This is a genomic window from Acinetobacter sp. CE-15 (assembly GCF_051059255.1).
GTDB lineage: Bacteria > Pseudomonadota > Gammaproteobacteria > Pseudomonadales > Moraxellaceae > Acinetobacter > Acinetobacter guillouiae.
This window is the reverse complement of the sequence record NZ_CP192737.1, coordinates 3,437,510-3,458,874: the sequence shown is the minus strand read 5'-3', so window position 1 is coordinate 3,458,874 and position 21,365 is coordinate 3,437,510. Positions and strand designations below refer to the sequence as shown.

The window sequence follows — 21,365 nt, the reverse complement described above, 5'->3', positions numbered from 1 at the left end:
GTGGCGTCTATATCATCCACTCCAGCATCCTTATGTTTTATTTGCTACAAAGAATAATCAATCTAAGCTAGAGGCTTATCCAACACAATCATGCTGAATAAGCCCATTTAAAATCATTAATCAATATCAGGATGCTGCTTGGCGAGATGATCACGCTTTTCTTGCAGCTCTTCAATTTTTTGATCAATTTTTTCGATTTTTTGCTCAATATTTCCATGATATTGTTCGAGAAGTTCTTCAGCTTCTTCAGTGTCAACAGCCATCGGTTTTGCACCTTTAAGCGGTAAGTTGGCTGTTTCTTTAAGATAAATTGCAGTAATCACCCCAAAGCAACCACAAATCACCAAATAATAGGCAGGCACCATAATATTTTGAGTGGTTTCAACCAATGTTGCTGTGATGGTCGGGGTTAAACCTGCAATCACTACAGAAATATTAAACGCGATTGCAAGTGCACTATAACGAATTTCAGTTGGAAACAATGCGGGTAGGGTAGAAGCCATTATTCCAATCAACATATTCAGTGAAAGTGCCAACATCAACAGACCCAAGAAAATTAAATAAACATTATTGGTGGCAAGCAATATAAAGGCAGGGTATGACAAGACAATCAGCGCAATGCTGCCTGCAAAGACAAATGGGCGACGACCAATTTTGTCACTAAGCATGCCTACAAACGGCTGTACAAAGAGCATTCCGACCATTACGGCAATAATAATTAGAACGCCGTGATTTTCTGAATAGCCTAAGTTATGTGAAAAATAACTTGGTAAATAGGTGAGTAGCATGTAGTAGGTGACATTGGTACATAGTACGAGTCCAACACAGACCAGTAGACTGCGTTTATGTTCACGGAAAATTTGTTTAAAACCGACTTTTTGCGGTTTTTTTGATTGTGACTGTTCTTCGGCATGTGCCTGAAAGGTTGGTGTCTCATCTAAAGAGTGACGTAAATATAAGCCAATCAGTCCCAGCGGTAGTGCTAAATAAAAAGGAATACGCCAGCCCCAATCGACAAAGGCAGCTTCGCCCATGGAAAAGCTGATCATTGAAACGACGCCCGCTCCAACAACAAAACCTAAAATAGAACCAAAATCCAGCCAGCTTCCCATGAAACCACGCTTTCGATCTGGAGAATATTCCGCTACAAATATTGCTGCTCCAGCATATTCACCTCCGACCGAAAAGCCTTGAGCAATTTTTACAATGAGCAGCAAAATAGGGGCCCAAATCCCTATACTTTCATAAGATGGAATCAAACCAATACCAAAGGTACTGACCGACATGATAATAATGGTGATTGCCAGAATTTTTTGACGACCATATTTATCGCCTAAATGCCCGAAAAATAATCCACCTAAAGGTCGAAATATAAAGGGTATAGAAAAGGTGGCAAGGGCCGCAATCATTTGTATACTGGGTGATGAATTGGGGAAAAAGACTTTACCCAATACATAAGCGACATAGCCATACACACCAAAATCAAACCATTCGATGGCATTCCCTAAAGCTGCGGCTTTAATGGCTTTTTTAGTCTTATCATAATCAATAATTTCGACATCATCGATTTCAAGTGGTTTGATTTTTCTTTTATACATAAATGGCTTAATCCTAATGAATGACAGTGTTAAAAAACCTCTTTAAAACACAATCAAAAAAAATTCATCATGAGCAGAAATGATTAAAAAATATAACGCTAGGTTACATTTAAGATTTCAATGTCATAGAATTTTAATAAATATCAATTGATTATAATTTTAGTTTTTTTGTGAATTTTATGTGTTGGGTAATCATGAACAAAATGTATGAGATCTGATGCAATTATGTAATAAGTTTAACGTATATAAATCAATCAAAAGGCTTGAGAATAACAGTTGTGTTTCCTTTAGCTAAATTTGTTTTGACCATGCTTAAAAATAAATTGAATGATTAAAAAAATTTGAGACTAAAGAAGAAGTGTTGGGATGGTGACTAAAGCAATGGATAGGCATTGATCCTCACAATTCAGCAAAAAACACCAAAAAATTATTTCATATAAAACCTCTGCTTATAAAGTCGAATTATAAAAAATCTGGATTTTTGACAATCTGCAACAGCTGAGGATTATCGATTGGAATTGAGAATATTACTCCATTGGTACTTTGAACAAAAGCAATATGATCTTTAATAATCGCCTTACAAAAAGGGTTACTATTCTCCAAAAACAAAAACCACTGTAACTCATTTTTTAAAAACAGACCGACCACACCATCCCCACCAAAACTACCCTCACCATATCTTATCTGATAGTCCGCATAACTAATCTGCCCCATATAATCAAAATCAATAAGATCCGCTTTCTTCACTTCGTCATCAAAGAAATTTAATTTCCTTACGATATCCACAGTTGCGTTATCTTTGTTTCTATAATCGAGAACAAATATTTCTCCATTGTGCAGAAAAATTCCATTTATAAATGGACATTGAAAATTATTGAATATCTCTGTTCGTTTCATATATGCAAGTCCTTGACTCGTTGCTGAACCCAGTTTGTGTAAGTCCTGATTATATTTTTTGTAAAAATAAGTGACTGAATCTTAATAAAATTTACAATTTTAATGATTAGTTAGACAAAGTATCCCCTTGTTGAGAAGTACAATTTTAGCAAAGTAAGCTCTTTTTTTTTGATTTTGTTTCCTGATTTTGTTTTATGGAAAGCCATTATGTTTTCAAATTATATCCATCCATTTGTTTTGTTTTTCTCATTACTCAATCCGTTTTTAATGAGTATCTATATGATCGGGATGATTCGTCATACTGAAACCCATGTATTCAATAAAGGTTTAGCCCAAGGTGCCTTGATTGCTTATGTGGTTTTTATGCTTTTTGCATGGGGTGGTGAAGCAATTTTTAGTACTTATTTAAATGTTCGTTTTGAGTCATTTCAGATTTTTGGCGGATTAATTTTCTTAGTGATTGGCTATCGCTTTGTATTTCAAGGCGCAGATACCATTGGAGAAATGAGAGGAACACCTGCACATTTGGCCAGTACCATGGCGATGCCATTTATGATTGGTCCTGGCACAATCAGTGCGGCTGTCGTAACAGGAGCGAGTATGTCTTTATTCGAATCCGCTGTGTTGATTGCTTTTACCTTATTTATTAGCTGTGGCATTTTAATGATCATGAAGTATGGGCATGACCACTTACGTTATAGCCATGCAAAATATATTGATCGCTATTTTGATATTGTTGGACGTCTATCTGCCTTGTTAATCGGCACAATTGCGATTGATATGATCGCAACTGGGGTTATTGGTTTGCTTGAAAAGTATTAATAATAATTTGTTTATATTCATGTTTTTTAGGTTAATTATCAAATAAATGCGATGACATGATTTACGCTAAGGTGAGGGATACACATCAGGCCATGTCAAAGTTTATTCAGTAATATCATCGAGAAACCATCTTTTTAGCCTCTCAGATTGAGAGGCTGTTCCTTTTATAGCTTTGTCTAACAAAACGAATTTGAAGTAGAAAATAATGGAGGAATGTAGAGATATATGTTGTTTTTATGTGAAATATAACGATAATGATTTTTATTTAGATTAAGAGTTTTATTTCGTGAATAAATGGATTTCTCAAAATCGAATCTTTGCTAAAAGTGCAATTTATCTTGCACTTTATAGTTGTTGGATTGGGACAGCTTATGCTGCTACAGAAGCAACAACAGAACAAACAAATGCTTTACCCATGATCGTTGTCACAGCAGAAAACAATACAGAAAACAACTACACTAAAAAGAATGCCAGTACATCGACTAAACTCGATTTGAGTATAAAAGAAACCCCACAATCGGTTTCAGTGATTACCCGCAAACAAATTGAAGATATGGGTGCGACAAATTTGGGTGATGCACTTTTAAATACAACAGGGATTTTGCTTACAGGGGATAATACGGAGAGGACCAACTTTTCTATCCGAGGCTTTAATGTTGGAGATGGTTGGAATTCCAATATATTGCAATATGATGGTGTTGCTGTAAATGCAAGTAATGTCACCTCCTCTAAACCAGATATGGCAACCATTGAAAGTATTGAAGTATTACGAGGGGCAGCAGGGTTAATGCAAGGTTCAGGAGACCCGTCTGGTGCAATTAATCTTATTCGTAAAAAACCAACAGAAGTTTTTCAGGCAAGTGGCGCTGTCAGTTATGGTTCATGGAATACTGTACGTGGAGAAATGGATGTTTCTGGTCCGTTGAATCAATCTGGAGGCGTGCGTGGTCGTTTAGTGGTGGCAGGTCAAGATGGTGATTCATTTATGAAATCTGTTACTCGTGATTCTAATGTTTTGTATGGAATCGTGAGCAGTGATTTAACTGAAAATACGCTATTGAATATTGGATATTCACGCCAAGGTGAACATGCTGTTCCCGTCAATACAATTCCTAACTATTTCAATGGTCGTAAAATAGGTATCGATAATTCTAATTGTGGTTGCGATTACAGAGATTTTTGGGATAAAACCAATACGCAAGCTTTCTTAGATATAAGCCATAAATTTAATAATGGATGGGAAGTAAAAGCCAGCTATATGAAGGCAAACTATGCCATGGATATGGCATTTACTTCATTGAGCGTTGCTCCAAAAACCACAAGTGCTGATGATGCTTTAGCAACTGTTTATAAGTACGGATATAACTATGAGCAAAAATTAGATATTTATGATTTTTTTGCAAAAGGGACATATCAATTATTCGGCCGTGAGCATGACTTGGTATTTGGTGCAAATCACAGTAAAAGTAATATTACAGGTGCTTGGACAAGTTGGGATCAAGTGCTTGAAGATTATAGTTTAGTTGGCGGAGGGGAAACACCGACGCGTGACTATTTATACGTCAATATTAAAAATTACAGTCCTTATCAGCTACCTTATATCGCACCACGTTATCAAAATACCAGCGCTGATCAGGTACGCCAGACAGGATACTACCTCACCACTCGTTTAAATATTATTGATCCGCTGAAAGTTATTGCAGGTGTGCGTCAAAGCAATTATGAAAGTGTCAATGAATATAAGAAATCAAATATTTTAACACCATACTTTGGGCTTACTTACGCTATCAATGATGCATTGACTGCATATGCGAGTTATACCGATACTTTTGTTGTGCAAAATGTCAAAGATCGTAATGAGACATTACTTGATCCAGTACAGGGGAATGTTTATGAAATTGGGTTAAAAGCAGGGCTTTGGGATGATCGTTTAATTGCATCAGTTGCTGGGTTTAAAACCAATCAAATTAATCGCTCAATACGAGATGAAAGCACCAAAGGGCAATGCCCATTTAACGGTGGCGAGGCTTATTGTAATGTTGCATCGGGTGAGGTGATCAGTAAAGGGATTGAAACTGAGATTCGTGGTGAAATTAGACCCAATCTTAATTTGAGTTTTGGCTACACATACAATACTACGGAATATGCGAACGATCCTACAAATCAAGGTTTGGTTTTTAATGAGGATACGCCTGAACATATTGCACGGTTATTTGCGACCTATAAGTTTGCAAATAATTTAATCCTAGGTGGTGGTGCAAATTATCAAAGCACTTGGAAGGTTGGCCGTTATAGCGAACATCCTTATAGTCAGCCCGGATATACGATTGCTAACTTGGTGGCAAGCTATCCACTAAGTGATAAAGTGAATATTGCATTGAATATCAATAATATTTTTGACAAAGAATATTATTCACAAATTTATAGCGATGGAACTATTCGTTTTGGTAATCCTCGAAATGCGACGCTCACCTTACGTGCAAAATTTTAAATCAATCGAAGGATGGCTGATATTTTCAGCCATTCGCTCAAATAATAATCTAATTTACTCTCTAAAAAGCACTTAAACCCTTCGACTATTTTACTTAATTAAATTTTTTATAAATTTATAGACGACTGGTCTATTATTGATTTATAGTGTGTACATGAAACGATCAGATAAAAGTGAAGCGACTCGCCAGCATATCTTAAATACCAGTTTTAAGCTGGTATTACATAAAGGTTTTGTTGGAGTCGGCTTACAGGAAATTTTAACGACTTGTGGTGTACCCAAAGGTTCGTTCTATTATTACTTCTCTTCAAAAGAAGCATTTGGTTGTGCACTTTTACAGCAATATCTTGCTGATTATAAAGTGAAAATCGATCAATTGATTCTACAAGAAGAGCGGAGTGCTTATGCGCGCTTAGTTGCGCTTTGGCAAGCATGGATTGATGATCCATGCCATAACGATGGTGGCTGGGCTGAGAATTGTCTGATTGTAAAACTTGCAGCAGAGGTTTCTGACTTATCGGAAGATATGCGTCAGATTTTAAATTTTGGTGTAAGCAAGCTGACAGAACGCATTGCAAATTTACTCAGTGACGGGCAACAGGATGGCTCAATTCCACAACATATTGAGCCTGAGAAAATGGCACAAACCATGTATCAACTCTGGTTAGGCGCAGCTTTATTGGCGAAACTAGCACAGAACAAACAGCCACTTTATCTGGCTTTAGAAACCACACAGCAATTACTAAAACCTATATAGGAACAACAAATGAAAAGTATTATTCATCAAGTTTTTGGCGAACCTGTCGACGTATTAGCAGCAGCAGAAATGCCAAAGCCTGAGCCTAAAGCAGGCGAAGTTCGTATTAAAATGATTTTATCTCCGATGCATAACCATGACATTTGGACGGTGAGAGGCAATTATGGTTATAAACCGTCACTTCCTGCGATTGGAGGAAGTGAAGCCGTTGGTGTGATTGATGCTGTTGGTGAAGGTGTCGATGCGGTATCTGTCGGGCAACGTGTTGCAGTTGCGGCAGTTCACGGCAGTTGGGCTGAATATTTTATTGCACCTGCGCATGGTGTTGTGCCTTTAATTGATGCAATAGATGATGAAACTGCTGCACAATTGATTGGTATGCCGATTAGTGCCCTGATGCTGTTAGATTTTATTGATTTAAAACAAGATCAGTGGCTTATCCAAAACACAGCCAATGGCGCTGTGGGTAAAACTGTTGCGATGATTGCAAACGCCCGTGGTCAAAAAGTCATTCATTTGGTTCGCCGTAGTGATGCGATTGCAGAAATGAATGGTTTAGGTATTCAAAATGTAGTGGCGACTGATCAAGCGGATTGGAAAGATCAAGTAAAAGCGATACATGCAGATCAACCTTTAATCGCTGGGGTAGATTCGATTGGCGGTAAAGCCAGTGGTGAAATGTTGGCCTTACTCAGTGAAAATAGTGTATTGGTTTCATTTGGTAGTATGACGGGTGAACTGATGCAAATTTCATCAGGTGATCTTATTTTTAAACAAGCGACAGTCAAAGGCTTCTGGGCAAGTGTGGTCAATAAGCAATTGTCTGCGGAACGCAAAAAAGAGTTAATAGTAGAATTGGTGACTTTAGCTGCTCAGAAAAAATTAATATTGCCAGTTGAAGGCGTATTTAGTTTTGATCAAATTCAACAAGCCGCTGCCAAAGCAACCCAAGGTGCACGCCAAGGCAAAGTGTTATTAAAACCATAAATGTATTTGACATAGATCAGTTGTAAGACTGATCTATCAGCGTTTTTAAAATAAGGAAAAAAACGATGATTGGACAAATTTTAATTACCTTAATTGCACTGCTACATGTGTATATTTTAGTTTTAGAGATGTTCTTATGGGACAAACCATACGGTTTAAAAGCATTTGGCAATACGCCTGAAAAAGCACAGCTCACCAAAGTCATGGCACAAAATCAAGGCTTATATAATGGCTTTTTAGCAGCGGGCTTATTTTGGGCTTTATCTGCACCTGCAATCTATGCCTTGCCACTAGCGAATTTCTTTCTGGGCTGTGTATTGGTTGCCGGGATTTATGGTGGCCTAACTGCAAGTAAGAAAATTATTTATATACAAGCGATTCCAGCAGCGTTGGCGTTACTTGTCGTGAATTTGAATTACTAAAGCGAGGGCTAACTTAGCCCTTGTTTTAAATTTCTTCAAAAAATTTAATTATATAGCAGTATCAGAGAGATCAATAAGCTCTCTCGCTTCATCTGAATCGTTCAGAAGATGATCTTGATTGATATCTCTGCTGTTGGTGAATTTCAATTGATGGTAATCAATGTACTATCGTCAAGCTGTTAAAAAACTCAGATACACCAATATAATTTTGCTTAATTAATATTTTTAATTAAATCAATTATATAGAAAAATAAATTGTTTGATGATAAAAATGCTTGCAATGCCATACCTTACATTCAAAGTTTAAGTACCTTTGCATAGGCGATGCTTTATTCTTGCTCATGTTGGGCGAGGGTATGTCCTGATGAGAACGTTTGGAAATCAAATTGATGGATAATTTACACTCAGCTTACAAATGACGGATTAACAATCTTCGTAAAATGATTTGATCTTTTATAGCTCTGAAATTTTGTTTAAAAATATTCCAGACTCATCATTGGGTTTAAAAAGAATATGCGCTTAACTGATCCATTAAGTTTTTTAATTTCTTTAAATCAGATTTATTTTGCTTCTCAAATGGATATAATTCAAATGAAAACCAAGAATCATCAGTATAAAAATTTTGAAAATAAATTTCGATTTCATCTTTTTTGAAAATAAAAGCTTCTGTCCAACTTGTTATCTCAACTTCAGACTTATGATCTGGTTGTATTAATTTATCAATAATTTCAGTGAACTCTTGAAATGTTTTTATGTGATTTTTAAATATAAAAACAGTACGACTGTTCCATTCTTCAATCTCATATTTCATCGTTAAATATTTAAGAGGGTGGCTTAAAACCTGATTTTATCAAATTTTTTATTAAAATAAAACTCTAGTTGATATTGATATTTAATCTTTAAAGATAAAATTAAGGCTTGCTTTGTGTTTTTTGGTTATTCTATGTGAGTATTTGGTGCTTTAAATAATAGGATTATTCTGGTGAATATTTATTTTATTTTTTTATGATGTTTTTTTTTGAATAATTTTATCTTGATTTTTTGTTGTTAAGTGTTTTTAAAAAATAATCATCACATAATAATTATTATATTTTTTATTGTTAATATTAAATTTTTGCTTTTAATAGTGATTTATTTTTTTGGGCTATTGGTGTTTTATTTTATATGATTAGGTTCTCAAAAAATATAAATTTAATCTATTGCTTTGTATTTTTATTTTGGTTTATCTGGAATATAGATAAATAAAGGTTTCTTTTATTTAATTTACAATTGGTCTTATTTTTTTTCATAGAATAACATATTTTTATTTTGATGAAATAGGATAAATATTAACTCAAAATACCGACGATCAATAGATTGTTGGTAGTAAATAATTTCATAATAATTATACACTTGCTTTATGTTTATTGTGTATTTAATTCAGTGAAATTAAATGCTTAACTTTGAAATATTGTAAGTTTGGTGATAAATAATACCCACGAATTTGAAATGGAAAATTTTTCATCAACCTATTGAGCGATAAACAACGCTACTCATAAATAGTGGGTGTGTATGATAAAGATCTATGAAATGATTTTTCATAAAGGAATGGGTGAAAACTCTCATTTTTTTTATGCAGTAAATAATCAGGCATCTCGTCAGCATTTTATTCGAATGCTGAGAAAAGAGATTGATTGTGAGTTGAGTGATTTTAAACAGAGTTGTATGAAAGATAATCGACATGACCTTACATGGCTTTATGAGGAAGTGAGCAGGGAAAGTCATTTTTACTTAGATATTATGGAAAATGATTTTATTTATAATGCTGTTGCTGCATTAGGTTTGCATATTTCGCTGAGAGTGGAAGAACAAAATGTATTGGAAGCACAAGAAGGAGATGATTTTTTATAGAATTATTTTTAAGCTGAATTATTGAAATTTAAATTGACGATTTTTATCTTTTTGTCAATTAAAAGTTTTCGATCAGCATTTTATAATGCCATATCGTCGCCCATTCTCCCCCTAAAAATTGAATGGGTTTTTTTTGCTCAGTATGTTTGTAAATCTTGGTTTTGTAGCTAATTAGATAGAAGCATATATCTATAATAATCTTAATTATTTTAGTGTTTTTATATGTTTAAATATTTGGTGTAATTTAATTCATATTGATTTGAAAATTTATTTTAAAATATAAAAACTTATATTTAATCGATGGTGTTTTTTAGTTTATTTATTGAACGCATATTTATCACATGTAATTATGTAGATGCTTTCACACTTCTTGTGTAAAAGTTAATAAATAATACATATCATGGGATTTAATATGAATATTTTTACAAAACTAACCCTTACTATTTTATTGGGTACAGGGTATATCGCGACTACACAAGCAGCAGTGACGGGTCAGGTTGATGTAAAACTGAATGTTTCAACAGGGTGTACTGTTGAAGGTTCTACAGTGAATGGCAATATCAACAAATTTGGTACATTAGATTTTGGTAAAACTTCTGGCACTTGGACCAATACCCTTACTGCACAAGTTGCTTCATCTGGTACGGGCAGCCATCTCAATGTGAAATGTGATGGTACAACAGATGTTAACTTTACTGTTGCCATTGATGGTGGTCAACGCGCTGATCGTAGTCTTAAACATGCAACTGCTGCAGATGTAGTTAGCTATAACGTTTATCGTGATGCTGCTCGTACCAATCTTTATGCAATCAATACGCCTCAGACTTTCACTGCAGCGTCAGGTGTAGCTCAAGAAGTTCCAATCTTCGGTGCTGTTGCTGCAAATAGCGGCACTGCAAAAGCACAGGGTGATTATACAGACACTTTATTGGTGACAGTTAATTTCTAATTGGTATACGTAACAGTGAACAGGTTTGTTGTTGAACAAACCTGTTTTAAGGAGGAACGTATGCATCTATTGCTTAAAAAATGCGTGGGATTGTTGGTTTGTGGTCTTATTTCGTCATTTACCAGTGCTGCACAGTTAGCAGCCAAATTAAATTTGCAGATTGAATTAGAACCCTCATGTGAAATTAATAATCAGTCTGTCAGTAATGGAACAAATGGTCTGAATTTTGGTCAGCTGGATTTCGGAGAAACCACAGCTGCATTTAATCAAGTGATTGAGACCAGCTTAAGTCAGGGTTCTACATCAGGTTTGACCATTCAATGCCCTGGCAATGCCCCAATAAAAGTTACCTTTGGTGCGGGGCAAAATGACAGCAAGGTTCCAGCACCTTTTGGTGCAAATTATTTTCGTGCAATCAGTAATGGCACAGATTTCCTTGCCTACAACATCTTATATGGAACTGCTCGCGAAGCACTCAAACCCAATCAATCGATCACCTTGACCAATAATGGTCAGTCACAAACGCTTAATCTCATGGGTCAAACTGTTAATAATGGTCGGTCAGTCTCGCTTGGGCAATATACCGACACTATTCCAATTACCATCGAATTTTAAAGAACGAAATCATGAAAAAAATAGGTTTAAGTGTTCTGCTGATGTTGGCTGTGCAGTGGGTATATGCTGAAACAGATGCAACTTTTACAGTCCAAGCAACCATTGCTAATGGGTGCGGGTTAAGTAATGTTGAACAACAACTTGATTTTGGTCGTCATCCTGTTGTGACGCAGGGAAAGTTGAGTGGATCAGTGATCAATACGACACAAAGTTGGAATATTCAATGTACTGCACGGCTACCGGTACAGGTGATGTTAAATGGTGGTGATCACTTTTCAAATAACTTTCGACGGATGAAACATGAACAGCAGAATGAGTTTGTGTCTTATCAGCTTTATCAAGAAAGTAATTCTCAGCGTGAATATACCAGTGGAGACACTTATCCACTCACGGCAACAACTGCTTTGGACACCGTACTGGGTTTTGCAGTTTATGCTGTTGCAGACTTGAATAATAACAATCAACCACGATCAGCAGGCCTTTATAAAGATACGGTCGCAATTACGATTACATGGTGATTCTATGAGCTTAAATAAAATGAAAATATGGTCGGGCAGGACTTTCTCTGCGGCCGCGATATTGATGGTCACTTCACCGGTATTCGCACAGGCCACTTTTTTAATCTGGCCAATCTATCCAAAAATTGAAGAAAACGAAAAAGCCACTGCGGTATGGCTACAAAATACTGGTAACTCTGATGCCATGGTGCAGATTCGGGTATTTAAATGGGATCAGAATAATCAGCAAGATGCTTATGTGGAACAAACCGAGGTTATTCCGAGTCCACCCGTGGCAAAGATTAAAGCGGGTGAAAAGCATATGTTGCGTTTAACCCGCTCGGCTGCTGTACCTGATGCCAAAGAACTTGCCTATCGAATTATTGTCGATGAATTACCGATTAAGCTCAATCCAGAAACGGATAAAGAAACATCGACGGTCAGCTTTCAGATGCGTTATTCCATTCCCTTATTTAGCTATGGTAAAGGACTTGGCAGTGGTTTAACTGAAGTTTCACAAAAAGCCAATACGAAAAACCCCTTGGCAAAACCGATATTAAGTTGGTGGGTCAAGAAGAATGAACAGGGCAAACCCGAACTTTATATTAAAAATACCGGTTCAAAATTTTCACGGCTTGCTGGGATTAAATTAACCCCGACTTCAGAGCAAATGGCTTTTGGCAAAACTGCCTTTGGTTATGTGCTGGCAAACAGCACCATGAAGTTTGATCTGGACAACAAGTTACTCAACAGCCTAAGTGGTCAAATCAGTTTGTATGGGGTTGACAGTTCAGGGGTGAAACAGGAGTTGCTTGAGATTAAGAAAGAAGGAGGGGGGTAAATGGGTTATTTATCAGGGTTACACACCCCTTCTTTTTTATGTAAAAGCCTGACATTGATATTGGTCGCGAATATTCCATTGTTGAGCTGTAACGTGTATGCAAATGGTTTACCCCCGCCACCACGAGATGTTTCAGAAGTGAATAGCTTATTTAAGCTCTATCTGGACTTGGTGATCAATCAATATTCGACCTGACAAGTGATCCCCTTCATTGTCAAAGGCGATCATTACTTTATTCAGCAATCAAAACTGGATGAGTTACAGATTAAGCTGCCTGCGGATGCACTGCAGCAACAGTCAGAAAAAAACCTGACGGATCTAGATGTATTTACTTTAGGCTTTTCGGGCAAGGCCTTGGATTGGGTCAGCCTCAATCAGATTCCCGAATTGAAGTATGAGTACAATTCAGCGCAACAGTATTTTAGTCTAGATCTTCCTGCCAGCTGGATGCCGGTGCAGATACGCGGTTTGGATTCTTGGTATCAACCTGAAACAGCGCAGTCGGGTATTGGTCTATTAAATAACTATGACTTTTATACCTACCGCCCAGAGAATGGTGGCTATAGCAGTACACTCTTTACAGAACAACGCTTTTTCTCCCCTTATGGTGTACTGAGAAACTCAGGAATTTACAGCAAAACTGATTTTGAGTCATCCAATCAGAACAGTGATGGTTATCGTCGCTATGATACCACTTGGCAATATGATGATCCGGTCAGTGTGATTTCATTTTTAGCAGGTGATGTAATTACTGGAAGTAAAAACGCATGGGGAAGTTCAGTGCGTTTAGGTGGATTACAGTTACAACGTAATTTTGGTACCCGTCCAGATTTGATTACCTATCCTTTACCCCAGTTTAAAGGACAAGCGGCCTTACCGAGTACTGTAGATTTGTTGATTAATGGGCAGAAGGCCAATTCAACAGATGTGCAATCTGGTCCTTTTATTTTGAATAATGTTCCGTTTGTTAATGGTAAAGGCGAGGCGGTGATTGTCACCACAGATAGTGTTGGCCGTCAGGTGGCAACCTCAGTGCCGTTTTATATTTCGAATACTTTGCTTAAACCGGGCTTATTGGATTATTCCGTGTCTATGGGGCAGATCCGAGAAGACTATGGGATTAAGAACTTTGCATATGGCAAATTTGCCAGTTCAGCAGATGCACGTTATGGGATTAATGATTGGCTCACGACTGAAGGGCGAGTTGAACTCTCCGATTCAATTCAGTTGGCTGGATTGGGTTCAGTGCTTAAGCTGAATCAGTTTGGGGTATTAAGTGGTTCGGCAACTCAAAGTCGGGCAGATCGAGAGTTTAACCGGATCAATAGTCAAAATCTTAAGGGAAATCAATATACTTTAGGCTATAGCTATAACCAGCAGCGTTTTGGATTTAGTCTCAATCATACTCAGCGCGATCAGGATTATTATGACCTTTCGCGCTTGCAATATAGCAATTTGATCTCAGCCAACAGTCATAAGAGTTTGGTTGCCAATACTTATTTTGCCACAGATAAGTCAGGTACTTTTGGGATGGCATATATCCAGACCAAGAACCGCGACATTAAAAATAAACTGATGAATCTGTCTTGGGCACCGGTATTACCGTCTTATCTGCGTGGTGCGACAGTGTCGTTAAGTGCCAATCGGGATTTTGTGGAAAAAGATTGGAGTGCAGTATTTCAGTTATCGGTTCCATTTTCCAAGAGCAGATCCACGGCCAGTCTAGGTTATAGCCAACAATCCAGTGGTGATTATGGTTATGTCAATTATAACCGTAGTGCACCGTTGGCAGGCGGTGTTGGTGTTGATTTAAGCCGACGTTTTAATGAAAACAGCGATGACTACAATCAAGCACGCGTGAGCTACCGTAACCAATATTTTAATACCGATGTCGGTATGTCGGGTAGCAATGATTACAACTATTGGTTTGGACTTTCCGGTTCAGTGGTGTTGATGTCAGGCAATGTTTTTGTTGCCAATCGACTGGGCGAGTCTTTTGCTTTGATTGATACCAACAAAGTTGCAGATGTCCCCGTGCATTATGAAAACAGTCTAGTGGGGCGGAGTAACGCCAAGGGCTATGTTTTTGTACCGTCAGTGACGCCTTATTACGCGGCTAAATACAGCATCAACCCGATCGATTTACCGTCTAACTTTAATGCAACCCAAGTTGAAAATCGGATCGCAGCAAAACGAGGTTCAGGTGTGGTGATTGGCTTCCCAATCAAACAGTCTTATGCGGCAAATGTGTACTTGCTACAAAGCCATGGGCAAGCGGTTCCAGTGGGTGCGGTGGTACATCGTGCGGATCAAGAATCGAGTTATGTGGGGATGGACGGGATTGCTTATCTTGAAGATCTCGGTGCAGAAAATAGCATTCGGGTGCAACTATCAGATCAGCGCATATGTGAAGCAAACTTTTCGTTGGATTTAAAACAAGCGCAACAACAGATTGCAGTGGTTAAGTCGGTTGTTTGTCGTGAGGTGGCTCAACCATGATTACTTTAAAAAATTTAATACCGGCAGGTCTATTATTCTCTGGATTAATATTGATTACTGCTCAGAGTCAAGCGGTTTGTGTTATCACTTCAAGTGGTAATGTGACGATGGGTGCAATTTCGTCTATGACATTGGCGGAGCAAGGCACGCAATCTAATCAGTTTAGTGCGGGTTTAAGATGTGAAGGGTTTAGTTTGGCTTTAGCGAATATGACTTACCTGAAATATCGGGTCGATCAAATGCCTGTAAGCTATAAAAATGCTGGGACTGGTGAGGTTCTTACAGTGGATTATCTGGACACCAATAATAAAGCAATTGGTCTTGGTAAAGAAGTTGATATGAGTAGTTTTTCACTTCTTAATTTCTTTACAGGACCTAATGGTGCATTACCATTTTATGCCAAAATTAATGCAGGGCAAAATGTCTCTCCTGGGAGATACACAGCGGACAAATCCTTTAAAGTCAAATGGTATCACTCTGTACCTTCCGTCGCAGCGCTCGGGATTGGAGTCTTTTTTGAAAGCCCTGGTTTTAATCGAGGTGTTTTGGGAATTGGGTTTAACTGGGGCACTGGTAGTGATGCAACATTGAACTTATATATTGATGTTTTACCAGATTGCCGTATCTCCACCAATGCTGTGAACTTTGGAACTGCTCCTTTTGCTGATGTTTTTACTCCAGTGCAAACTTCTCTAGGCGTACGTTGTTCAGTATATACGCCTTATCATGTCGGTTTAAATAATGGTTTAAATCCACAAGGTAGTAATCAACGTGCGATGAAGGAAAACAATAGCAATAATTTTTTACGCTATGAAATATATAAAAATGCGACCACAGAACGTTGGGGCAGTAGTGGCAATGAACGCTGGTCAAGTCTCGAGGCGACAACGAACCCGGGTCAACATAATACCAACCAGCAGGGATTTTCCTTTACTGCAAAAGTTCTGGACACGAATTCACCAAGTCTGCCGGCTGGTAATTATTCAGACACGATAACGGTAAATGTTGAGTTTTAACGATATAAAGCCATGATAATCATTTTTATCATGGCTTTATTAAATGGGAATTTTACTGTTTATTTTTTTATTGATAATAAATAAAAACTCTCTTTAATTATGTTTTTTTATAAAAATGTGCGAACCGTTTGCTTTATTTAAACCATTTATTGAAATTCATTATTATACATATACAAGTGTATTTTATTTTTTATTATACATTTTTTATGTGAAATATCTCAAGATTAAAATAATTTAAAGGTGCTATTTAAAACACAGCTATTGGCATAATATTTGTTTTTTTTTGTGTTTTGATCATTCTTTTATTGTCTTAATTTGTGTTTTAATTTTTAATTAAAATGTGGATTTTAATAATCATTTATTATAAGGGTAGATGATTATTTCTCTATGTTTTAAATCATTTATATGTTTTATACATATTTGTTTTTCTAAAAAATACTGAATATAACTGTTATTATTTGAAGAGGGCTTATTGTGCGGACTTATGCATACTTCAGAATTGATGAATTCTCAATGGATGAATTTAATTATGCTGACTATATTCTTGGATATGGTTATGAAATACCGAAAAATAGGCTTGTATTTGAACAGGTGAAAATAGGCATACCCCTAGATTTTAGGCATAAACTTATAAATTTGATTAACTATACACTGGAAAGCGGAGATCTTTTATTAATAGATGGAATAGATTCTTTGGGAAGTGATTTCAAAGAGATATATTCGAGTGTCAATTTTATTTTTAAAAAAGGAATACGTTTAGTTTGTTTGGAATTTTCAAAGAAGGAGATTAAAGGAGATATAAAAAAGATTTTTTTTCATTTTCTAAAAATCTGTTCTGATTTCGATGGGAAGCTTCAATCGAACAGAAAGATTGGTAATAAAAATATAAACAAAGTAGGTCGACCAGAAATTTTGAATAAAACCCAGAAAGATGAGGTTTTAGAAAAATTTAAAAATGGCCAGAGTGTCTATTCTTTAGCTAAGCAGTATTCGGTTACAAGAACAGTCATTCAAAGACTACTTTCAAAATCATCAGACAATGTTATTCGTGAGGATTAAATGAATATGAACGTTAAAATGAATAACAAGGCTAAAACAAGTAGATTGGTTGTGGCAAAACAAATGAGCAATCTGGATAAGATATTCGTTGTTCAACTCAAATATTATCTCAATAATAAGTCGAGAGTTATTGATGACGCCAATGAAATTGAAATTAGCTCTGTAAATGGATTGATTGATTATGAAATTCACAAAATCGAGCATGAGGAAAAGAAAATCATTTTTCTATATGGTTCTAGTCCATATGTTATAGATTTAAAAAATTAATTTTTTAATTAATCTTTTGAATATGAAAAGTTAAGTACTTTTAAGTTTGATGTTATAGTTAATCTTTTTAAATTTATTCTGATTTTTTATAAAAGTAAAATAATAAAATTTAAAATACTTGCTAATAAATATTTTGGGTTTTTAAGTTTTAATTTAGAGCGATTTTATTTTAGATAAAGCCTTTTTAGCTTAAAATATAGTGTTATTTAAGGTGAGAATCTATTACTTTTATAAAAGGGTTGTTTAAGTTTTACTTTAAATTTTAAATTGGTTTGATTTAATGTAATTAATTCTGATTGGGAATTTATTTTTAAAATAGATGGGGTTTATACCTGAATGGTATTTTAAACATCAGAATATTAAAAGTGCTTAAATTTAAATTATGATGCAATTTTTTTGTTTATGCTGTGTTTTGTTGAAAAGGGATAAAAATCATTTTAAAAATATTGGTATTAAACCATTTAGGTGTTATTAAAATAACACTTAATTTGTTTAAAGTGGTTGGGATAGAAGTGTGAGTAAATAGAATGGTGTTTATTAAAAAACGACACAAAATGTCGTTTAAAATAAAAAATAGGTTGGAAAAATCGAGACTTTCAATTAAATCGTTTTTATAAAAACTTAATGACCACTAATAATATGGAACAACTTAACCCATCAGACTTAAAAGCTATTCTTCATTCAAAAAGAGCCAATCTCTATTATTTAGAACATGCACGGGTGATGCAAAAAGATGGCCGTGTTTTATATCTAACCGAAGCCAAAACTGAAAACCAGTATTGGAATATTCCCATTGCCAATACGACAGTAATTTTGTTGGGAACTGGAACGTCGATCACTCAGGCTGCAATGCGGATGCTCTGTAGTGCAGGTGTTTTGGTCGGTTTTTGTGGCGGTGGGGGTACACCTTTATTTTCAGGCAGCGAAGTGGAGTGGTTAACGCCACAAAGTGAATATCGCCCAACTGAGTATATGCAAGGCTGGATGAGCTTTTGGTTTGATGAAAAAAAGCGTTTAGATGTGGCCAAACAGTTTCAGCTTGCGCGGGTTGAATATATGCGTAAAGTTTGGGCAAAAGATCGGGACTTACAAGCAGAAGGATTTTATTTAGATGATCAGGATATTCAGCAGGCTTTAAGTGGTTTTGAAAAGAAGATTCCCAATATGACCAAAGTTGGCGATTTACTTCTTGCAGAAGCGCAGACCACCAAGCAGCTTTATAAAATCGCTGCAACACGTTGTAAACTCAAATTTGAACGAAATGCTGAATATGGTGATTTAGCCAATGACTTCCTCAATCATGGTAATTATTTGGCCTATGGTTTAGCTGCAACTACACTTTGGGTCTTAGGCATTAGTCATTCATTTGCAGTCATGCATGGTAAAACTCGGCGAGGTGCTTTGGTTTTTGATATTGCCGATTTAATCAAAGATGCAGTGGTACTGCCATGGGCATTTATTTGTGCCAAAGAAGGTTTTAAGGAACAAGACTTTAGAGCCTTATTATTACAGAAATTTACCGAGCATAAAGCAGCTTAGAAAATACTCATCCAATAGCGTTGTATGACTACAATGTTCACTGCCGAGCAGGCAGCTTAGAAATGTAGACGGTTTCTACCACCACAGTCGTGCTAGTCCACTGCCATATAGGCAGCTTAAAAGAAGCCAACACAACACATATTAATATGTTAACTATTTCACATTTTAATTGGAAAAAATATTTATATGATTTTTAACATTAAAAAAGTTGAATATTGTATAGAAAAATAAAAATATTCATTCCTTAAACTTATATAAACATCATCATTGGACATCTTAACTGGGCGATTTGTCAAACATTGGTCAGTGGGAATTCTAAATTTAAGCGAAATATCAATCAGTAATATAGTCGTTAAAGCATTGCTAATCCTTGGTCTTTTGGCTTTGTAAGGGGGCGAAGGTGAGTTGTGATATCGCTGTTTTTTGCCTGAATTTCGAAGCACACACATCGAATTTCAAAGCAAATTTTCTTAACCAAATGACATAAAACGATGATTTATACTCATGTGACTAATTCAAAATTTACGTTGAAATAACGTGAATTTTGTTTTTATGTAAAAAATTTACAAAAAAAAATACTTTAAATAAAACTGAAAGATGAATGTAATAAATATTTAATATATTGAAATTTATAATAAAAATATTTTTCTCAAAAAATACAAATTTATATACACTTGTATCTATTTTATACACAAAGTGTGACTTTGTTTACATTTTCATCTCAGTGTGCATAATACCCATCGATCTAAACGAATCATTTTTTTGTCTGTATAGGATACTTGGTATGAAAAATACTTTTTTAGCAGCATCAGTTTCAATTTTAGCAATGTCTAGTGCTTTTGCAGCAGACGGCACAATCACAATCAATGGTCTAGTAACTGACAAAACTTGTGATATCGTAACTCCACAAGGTAAAGATTTCACAGTAACGCTTCCTACAGTATCTAAGCAAACTCTTGCTAAAACTGGTGATATCGCGGGCCGTACGCCATTCACAATCAACTTGGCTAACTGCTCTGAAGGCAAAGTTGCAACTTATTTTGAACCAGGTTCAACAGTTGATTTTGGTACTGGTCGTTTAAATAACACAGATGCAACTGGCGCGAAAAACGTTCAAGTTCAATTGTTAGGTTCAAATAACCAATTCATTCCTGTACTTGCTGCGGGTGCTTCTGGCGCACAAACTAACTCTCAATGGGTAGATGTTGCGGACAAAGGTGCAGCTGATCTTAATTACTATGCTGAATATTATGCAACTGATGCATCTGCTGCTGGTAAAGTAACAACGTCTGTTCAATATACTATTATCTATCAATAATTTTTTATTGAATGGTACGGAGCTAGGTTGTCTAGCAACCTAGCTCTTTTACTTTATTTTAGATATAGAGATAATCGTTATGTTCTTGAATCATTCCTTTCTTAAAAAAGGTTTACTCGCATTTTTAATTCCGTTTGGTGCAGCGAATGCTGAAATCATCATTCATGGTACTCGTGTTATCTATCCATCTGATGCACGTGAAATTACTTTACAGGTAAGTAATAACGGAAATAATCCTGCATTGGTTCAAGCATGGATTGATGAGGGAGATGCGAAATCTACGCCAGATCAATCGAAAGCGCCTTTTATGATTACACCGCCTATATCGCGTGTGGAAGCTAAAAAAGGGCAGTCTTTACGTATTACCAGTTTGCCAAATGCAAATGAGTTAAGTAAAACTCAAGAAACGCTTTTTTGGTTAAATATTCTCGATATCCCACCAAAACCTTCTGTGAAAGATCAGAATGTTGTACCAGATAACTTTTTACAACTTGCGATTCGATCGCGTATTAAGTTTTTTTATCGCCCAGCTGGACTTAAAGAAGATGTCGCTTTGGCACCTGAAAAACTACAGTGGAGCAATAACGGTACTCAGTTAACCGTAAAAAACCCAACACCATTTCACATTACCTTGACTTCTATTATGCAAGATCAATCAGGCAAACGCGTTGATTTGATTTCACAAGGTTTAATGTTGAAACCATTTTCTGATGGAACGGTGAGTTTAAAAAATTCCAATGTCGCTAAGATGACCTTTACCACAATCAATGATTATGGTGGTCGTGTAGAGCGAAATATTAAATTTTAATAGATTGAACAAGTCTTTAAATTTCTTCAATGCAAGAAATTTAAAGCACCTTCGCAATGATGATTTAATCATTTCATTTATCTGAGAGTAAGC

19 protein-coding genes and 1 pseudogene are annotated in these 21,365 nt (G+C 36.0%); 17 read left to right on the top strand and 3 right to left on the bottom strand.

Annotation, left to right across the window (positions count from 1 at the left end; genetic code table 11):
* Window positions 1-116: 116 nt before the first annotated feature.
* Window positions 117-1,598, bottom strand: a complete 1,482-nt coding sequence (gene proP, locus ACQ7EO_RS15875; protein ID WP_056516445.1) for a glycine betaine/L-proline transporter ProP — start codon at window positions 1,596-1,598, stop codon at window positions 117-119.
* 462 nt (window positions 1,599-2,060) lie between these two features.
* A complete protein-coding gene (locus ACQ7EO_RS15870) occupies window positions 2,061-2,495 on the bottom strand; it encodes a hypothetical protein (RefSeq protein WP_244015363.1) in 435 nt (144 codons plus the stop codon).
* 207 nt (window positions 2,496-2,702) lie between these two features.
* Between ACQ7EO_RS15870 and ACQ7EO_RS15865 the strand changes: the two genes are divergently transcribed.
* The 5 genes from ACQ7EO_RS15865 to ACQ7EO_RS15845 all read left to right on the top strand — a co-directional run bounded on the left by ACQ7EO_RS15865 (window position 2,703) and on the right by ACQ7EO_RS15845 (window position 7,974).
* Window positions 2,703-3,317 (top strand): MarC family protein, encoded by a 615-nt coding sequence (locus ACQ7EO_RS15865; protein ID WP_434277981.1) that lies wholly within the window; start codon window positions 2,703-2,705, stop codon window positions 3,315-3,317.
* A 286-nt stretch (window positions 3,318-3,603) separates the two neighbouring features.
* On the top strand, window positions 3,604-5,808 hold the full coding sequence (locus ACQ7EO_RS15860; protein WP_434277980.1) for a TonB-dependent siderophore receptor: 2,205 nt from the start codon (window positions 3,604-3,606) through the stop codon (window positions 5,806-5,808).
* Between the two features lie 154 nt (window positions 5,809-5,962).
* Window positions 5,963-6,565, top strand: coding sequence for a TetR/AcrR family transcriptional regulator (locus tag ACQ7EO_RS15855; protein WP_434277979.1), 603 nt, complete (start codon window positions 5,963-5,965; stop codon window positions 6,563-6,565).
* A 9-nt stretch (window positions 6,566-6,574) separates the two neighbouring features.
* Window positions 6,575-7,552 carry a zinc-binding dehydrogenase gene (locus ACQ7EO_RS15850; protein ID WP_434277978.1) on the top strand — a complete coding sequence of 326 codons (978 nt, stop codon included), beginning with the start codon at window positions 6,575-6,577 and terminating at the stop codon, window positions 7,550-7,552.
* Window positions 7,553-7,617: 65 nt separating this feature from the next.
* Window positions 7,618-7,974, top strand: a complete 357-nt coding sequence (locus ACQ7EO_RS15845; RefSeq protein ID WP_434277977.1) for a DUF1304 domain-containing protein — start codon at window positions 7,618-7,620, stop codon at window positions 7,972-7,974.
* Between the two features lie 502 nt (window positions 7,975-8,476).
* On the opposite strand, the gene ACQ7EO_RS15840 is transcribed toward ACQ7EO_RS15845, so the two are convergent.
* Complete coding sequence (locus tag ACQ7EO_RS15840) at window positions 8,477-8,785, bottom strand: hypothetical protein (protein WP_434277975.1); 309 nt, start codon at window positions 8,783-8,785, stop codon at window positions 8,477-8,479.
* A 758-nt stretch (window positions 8,786-9,543) separates the two neighbouring features.
* On the opposite strand from ACQ7EO_RS15840, the gene ACQ7EO_RS15835 reads away from it, so the two are divergent.
* From ACQ7EO_RS15835 to ACQ7EO_RS15780, 12 genes and pseudogenes are all read left to right on the top strand, one after another.
* Window positions 9,544-9,864: a hypothetical protein gene (locus tag ACQ7EO_RS15835; RefSeq protein WP_434277974.1), complete on the top strand. Its 321-nt coding sequence runs from the start codon at window positions 9,544-9,546 to the stop codon at window positions 9,862-9,864.
* A 412-nt stretch (window positions 9,865-10,276) separates the two neighbouring features.
* Window positions 10,277-10,813 carry a Csu type fimbrial protein gene (locus ACQ7EO_RS15830; protein WP_434277973.1) on the top strand — a complete coding sequence of 179 codons (537 nt, stop codon included), beginning with the start codon at window positions 10,277-10,279 and terminating at the stop codon, window positions 10,811-10,813.
* Between the two features lie 60 nt (window positions 10,814-10,873).
* Complete coding sequence (locus ACQ7EO_RS15825; RefSeq protein WP_434277971.1) at window positions 10,874-11,428, top strand: spore coat protein U domain-containing protein; 555 nt, start codon at window positions 10,874-10,876, stop codon at window positions 11,426-11,428.
* Between the two features lie 11 nt (window positions 11,429-11,439).
* Complete coding sequence (locus tag ACQ7EO_RS15820) at window positions 11,440-11,946, top strand: Csu type fimbrial protein (RefSeq protein WP_434277969.1); 507 nt, start codon at window positions 11,440-11,442, stop codon at window positions 11,944-11,946.
* 19 nt (window positions 11,947-11,965) lie between these two features.
* On the top strand, window positions 11,966-12,766 hold the full coding sequence (locus ACQ7EO_RS15815) for a fimbrial biogenesis chaperone (protein ID WP_434279626.1): 801 nt from the start codon (window positions 11,966-11,968) through the stop codon (window positions 12,764-12,766).
* Window positions 12,767-15,265 (top strand): annotated as a pseudogene (locus tag ACQ7EO_RS15810) (fimbria/pilus outer membrane usher protein).
* The gene (locus tag ACQ7EO_RS15805) at window positions 15,262-16,281 is read left to right on the top strand and encodes a Csu type fimbrial protein (RefSeq protein ID WP_434277968.1); all 1,020 of its coding nucleotides are present in this window, start codon (window positions 15,262-15,264) and stop codon (window positions 16,279-16,281) included. The pseudogene ACQ7EO_RS15810 and the gene ACQ7EO_RS15805 overlap by 4 nt, the downstream one beginning before the upstream one ends.
* 474 nt (window positions 16,282-16,755) lie before the next feature.
* Window positions 16,756-17,340, top strand: a complete 585-nt coding sequence (locus tag ACQ7EO_RS15800; RefSeq protein WP_004819814.1) for a recombinase family protein — start codon at window positions 16,756-16,758, stop codon at window positions 17,338-17,340.
* Window positions 17,341-17,346: 6 nt separating this feature from the next.
* Window positions 17,347-17,607: a hypothetical protein gene (locus tag ACQ7EO_RS15795; protein ID WP_228128933.1), complete on the top strand. Its 261-nt coding sequence runs from the start codon at window positions 17,347-17,349 to the stop codon at window positions 17,605-17,607.
* Window positions 17,608-18,246: 639 nt separating this feature from the next.
* Window positions 18,247-19,146 (top strand): type I-F CRISPR-associated endonuclease Cas1f, encoded by a 900-nt coding sequence (gene cas1f, locus ACQ7EO_RS15790; RefSeq protein ID WP_434279625.1) that lies wholly within the window; start codon window positions 18,247-18,249, stop codon window positions 19,144-19,146.
* A gap of 784 nt (window positions 19,147-19,930) precedes the next feature.
* Entirely contained in the window at window positions 19,931-20,464 is a 534-nt protein-coding gene (locus ACQ7EO_RS15785; RefSeq protein WP_004819818.1) for a fimbrial protein, read from the top strand.
* Between the two features lie 79 nt (window positions 20,465-20,543).
* Window positions 20,544-21,272: a fimbrial biogenesis chaperone gene (locus tag ACQ7EO_RS15780; protein WP_034614018.1), complete on the top strand. Its 729-nt coding sequence runs from the start codon at window positions 20,544-20,546 to the stop codon at window positions 21,270-21,272.
* Window positions 21,273-21,365 lie beyond the last annotated feature (93 nt).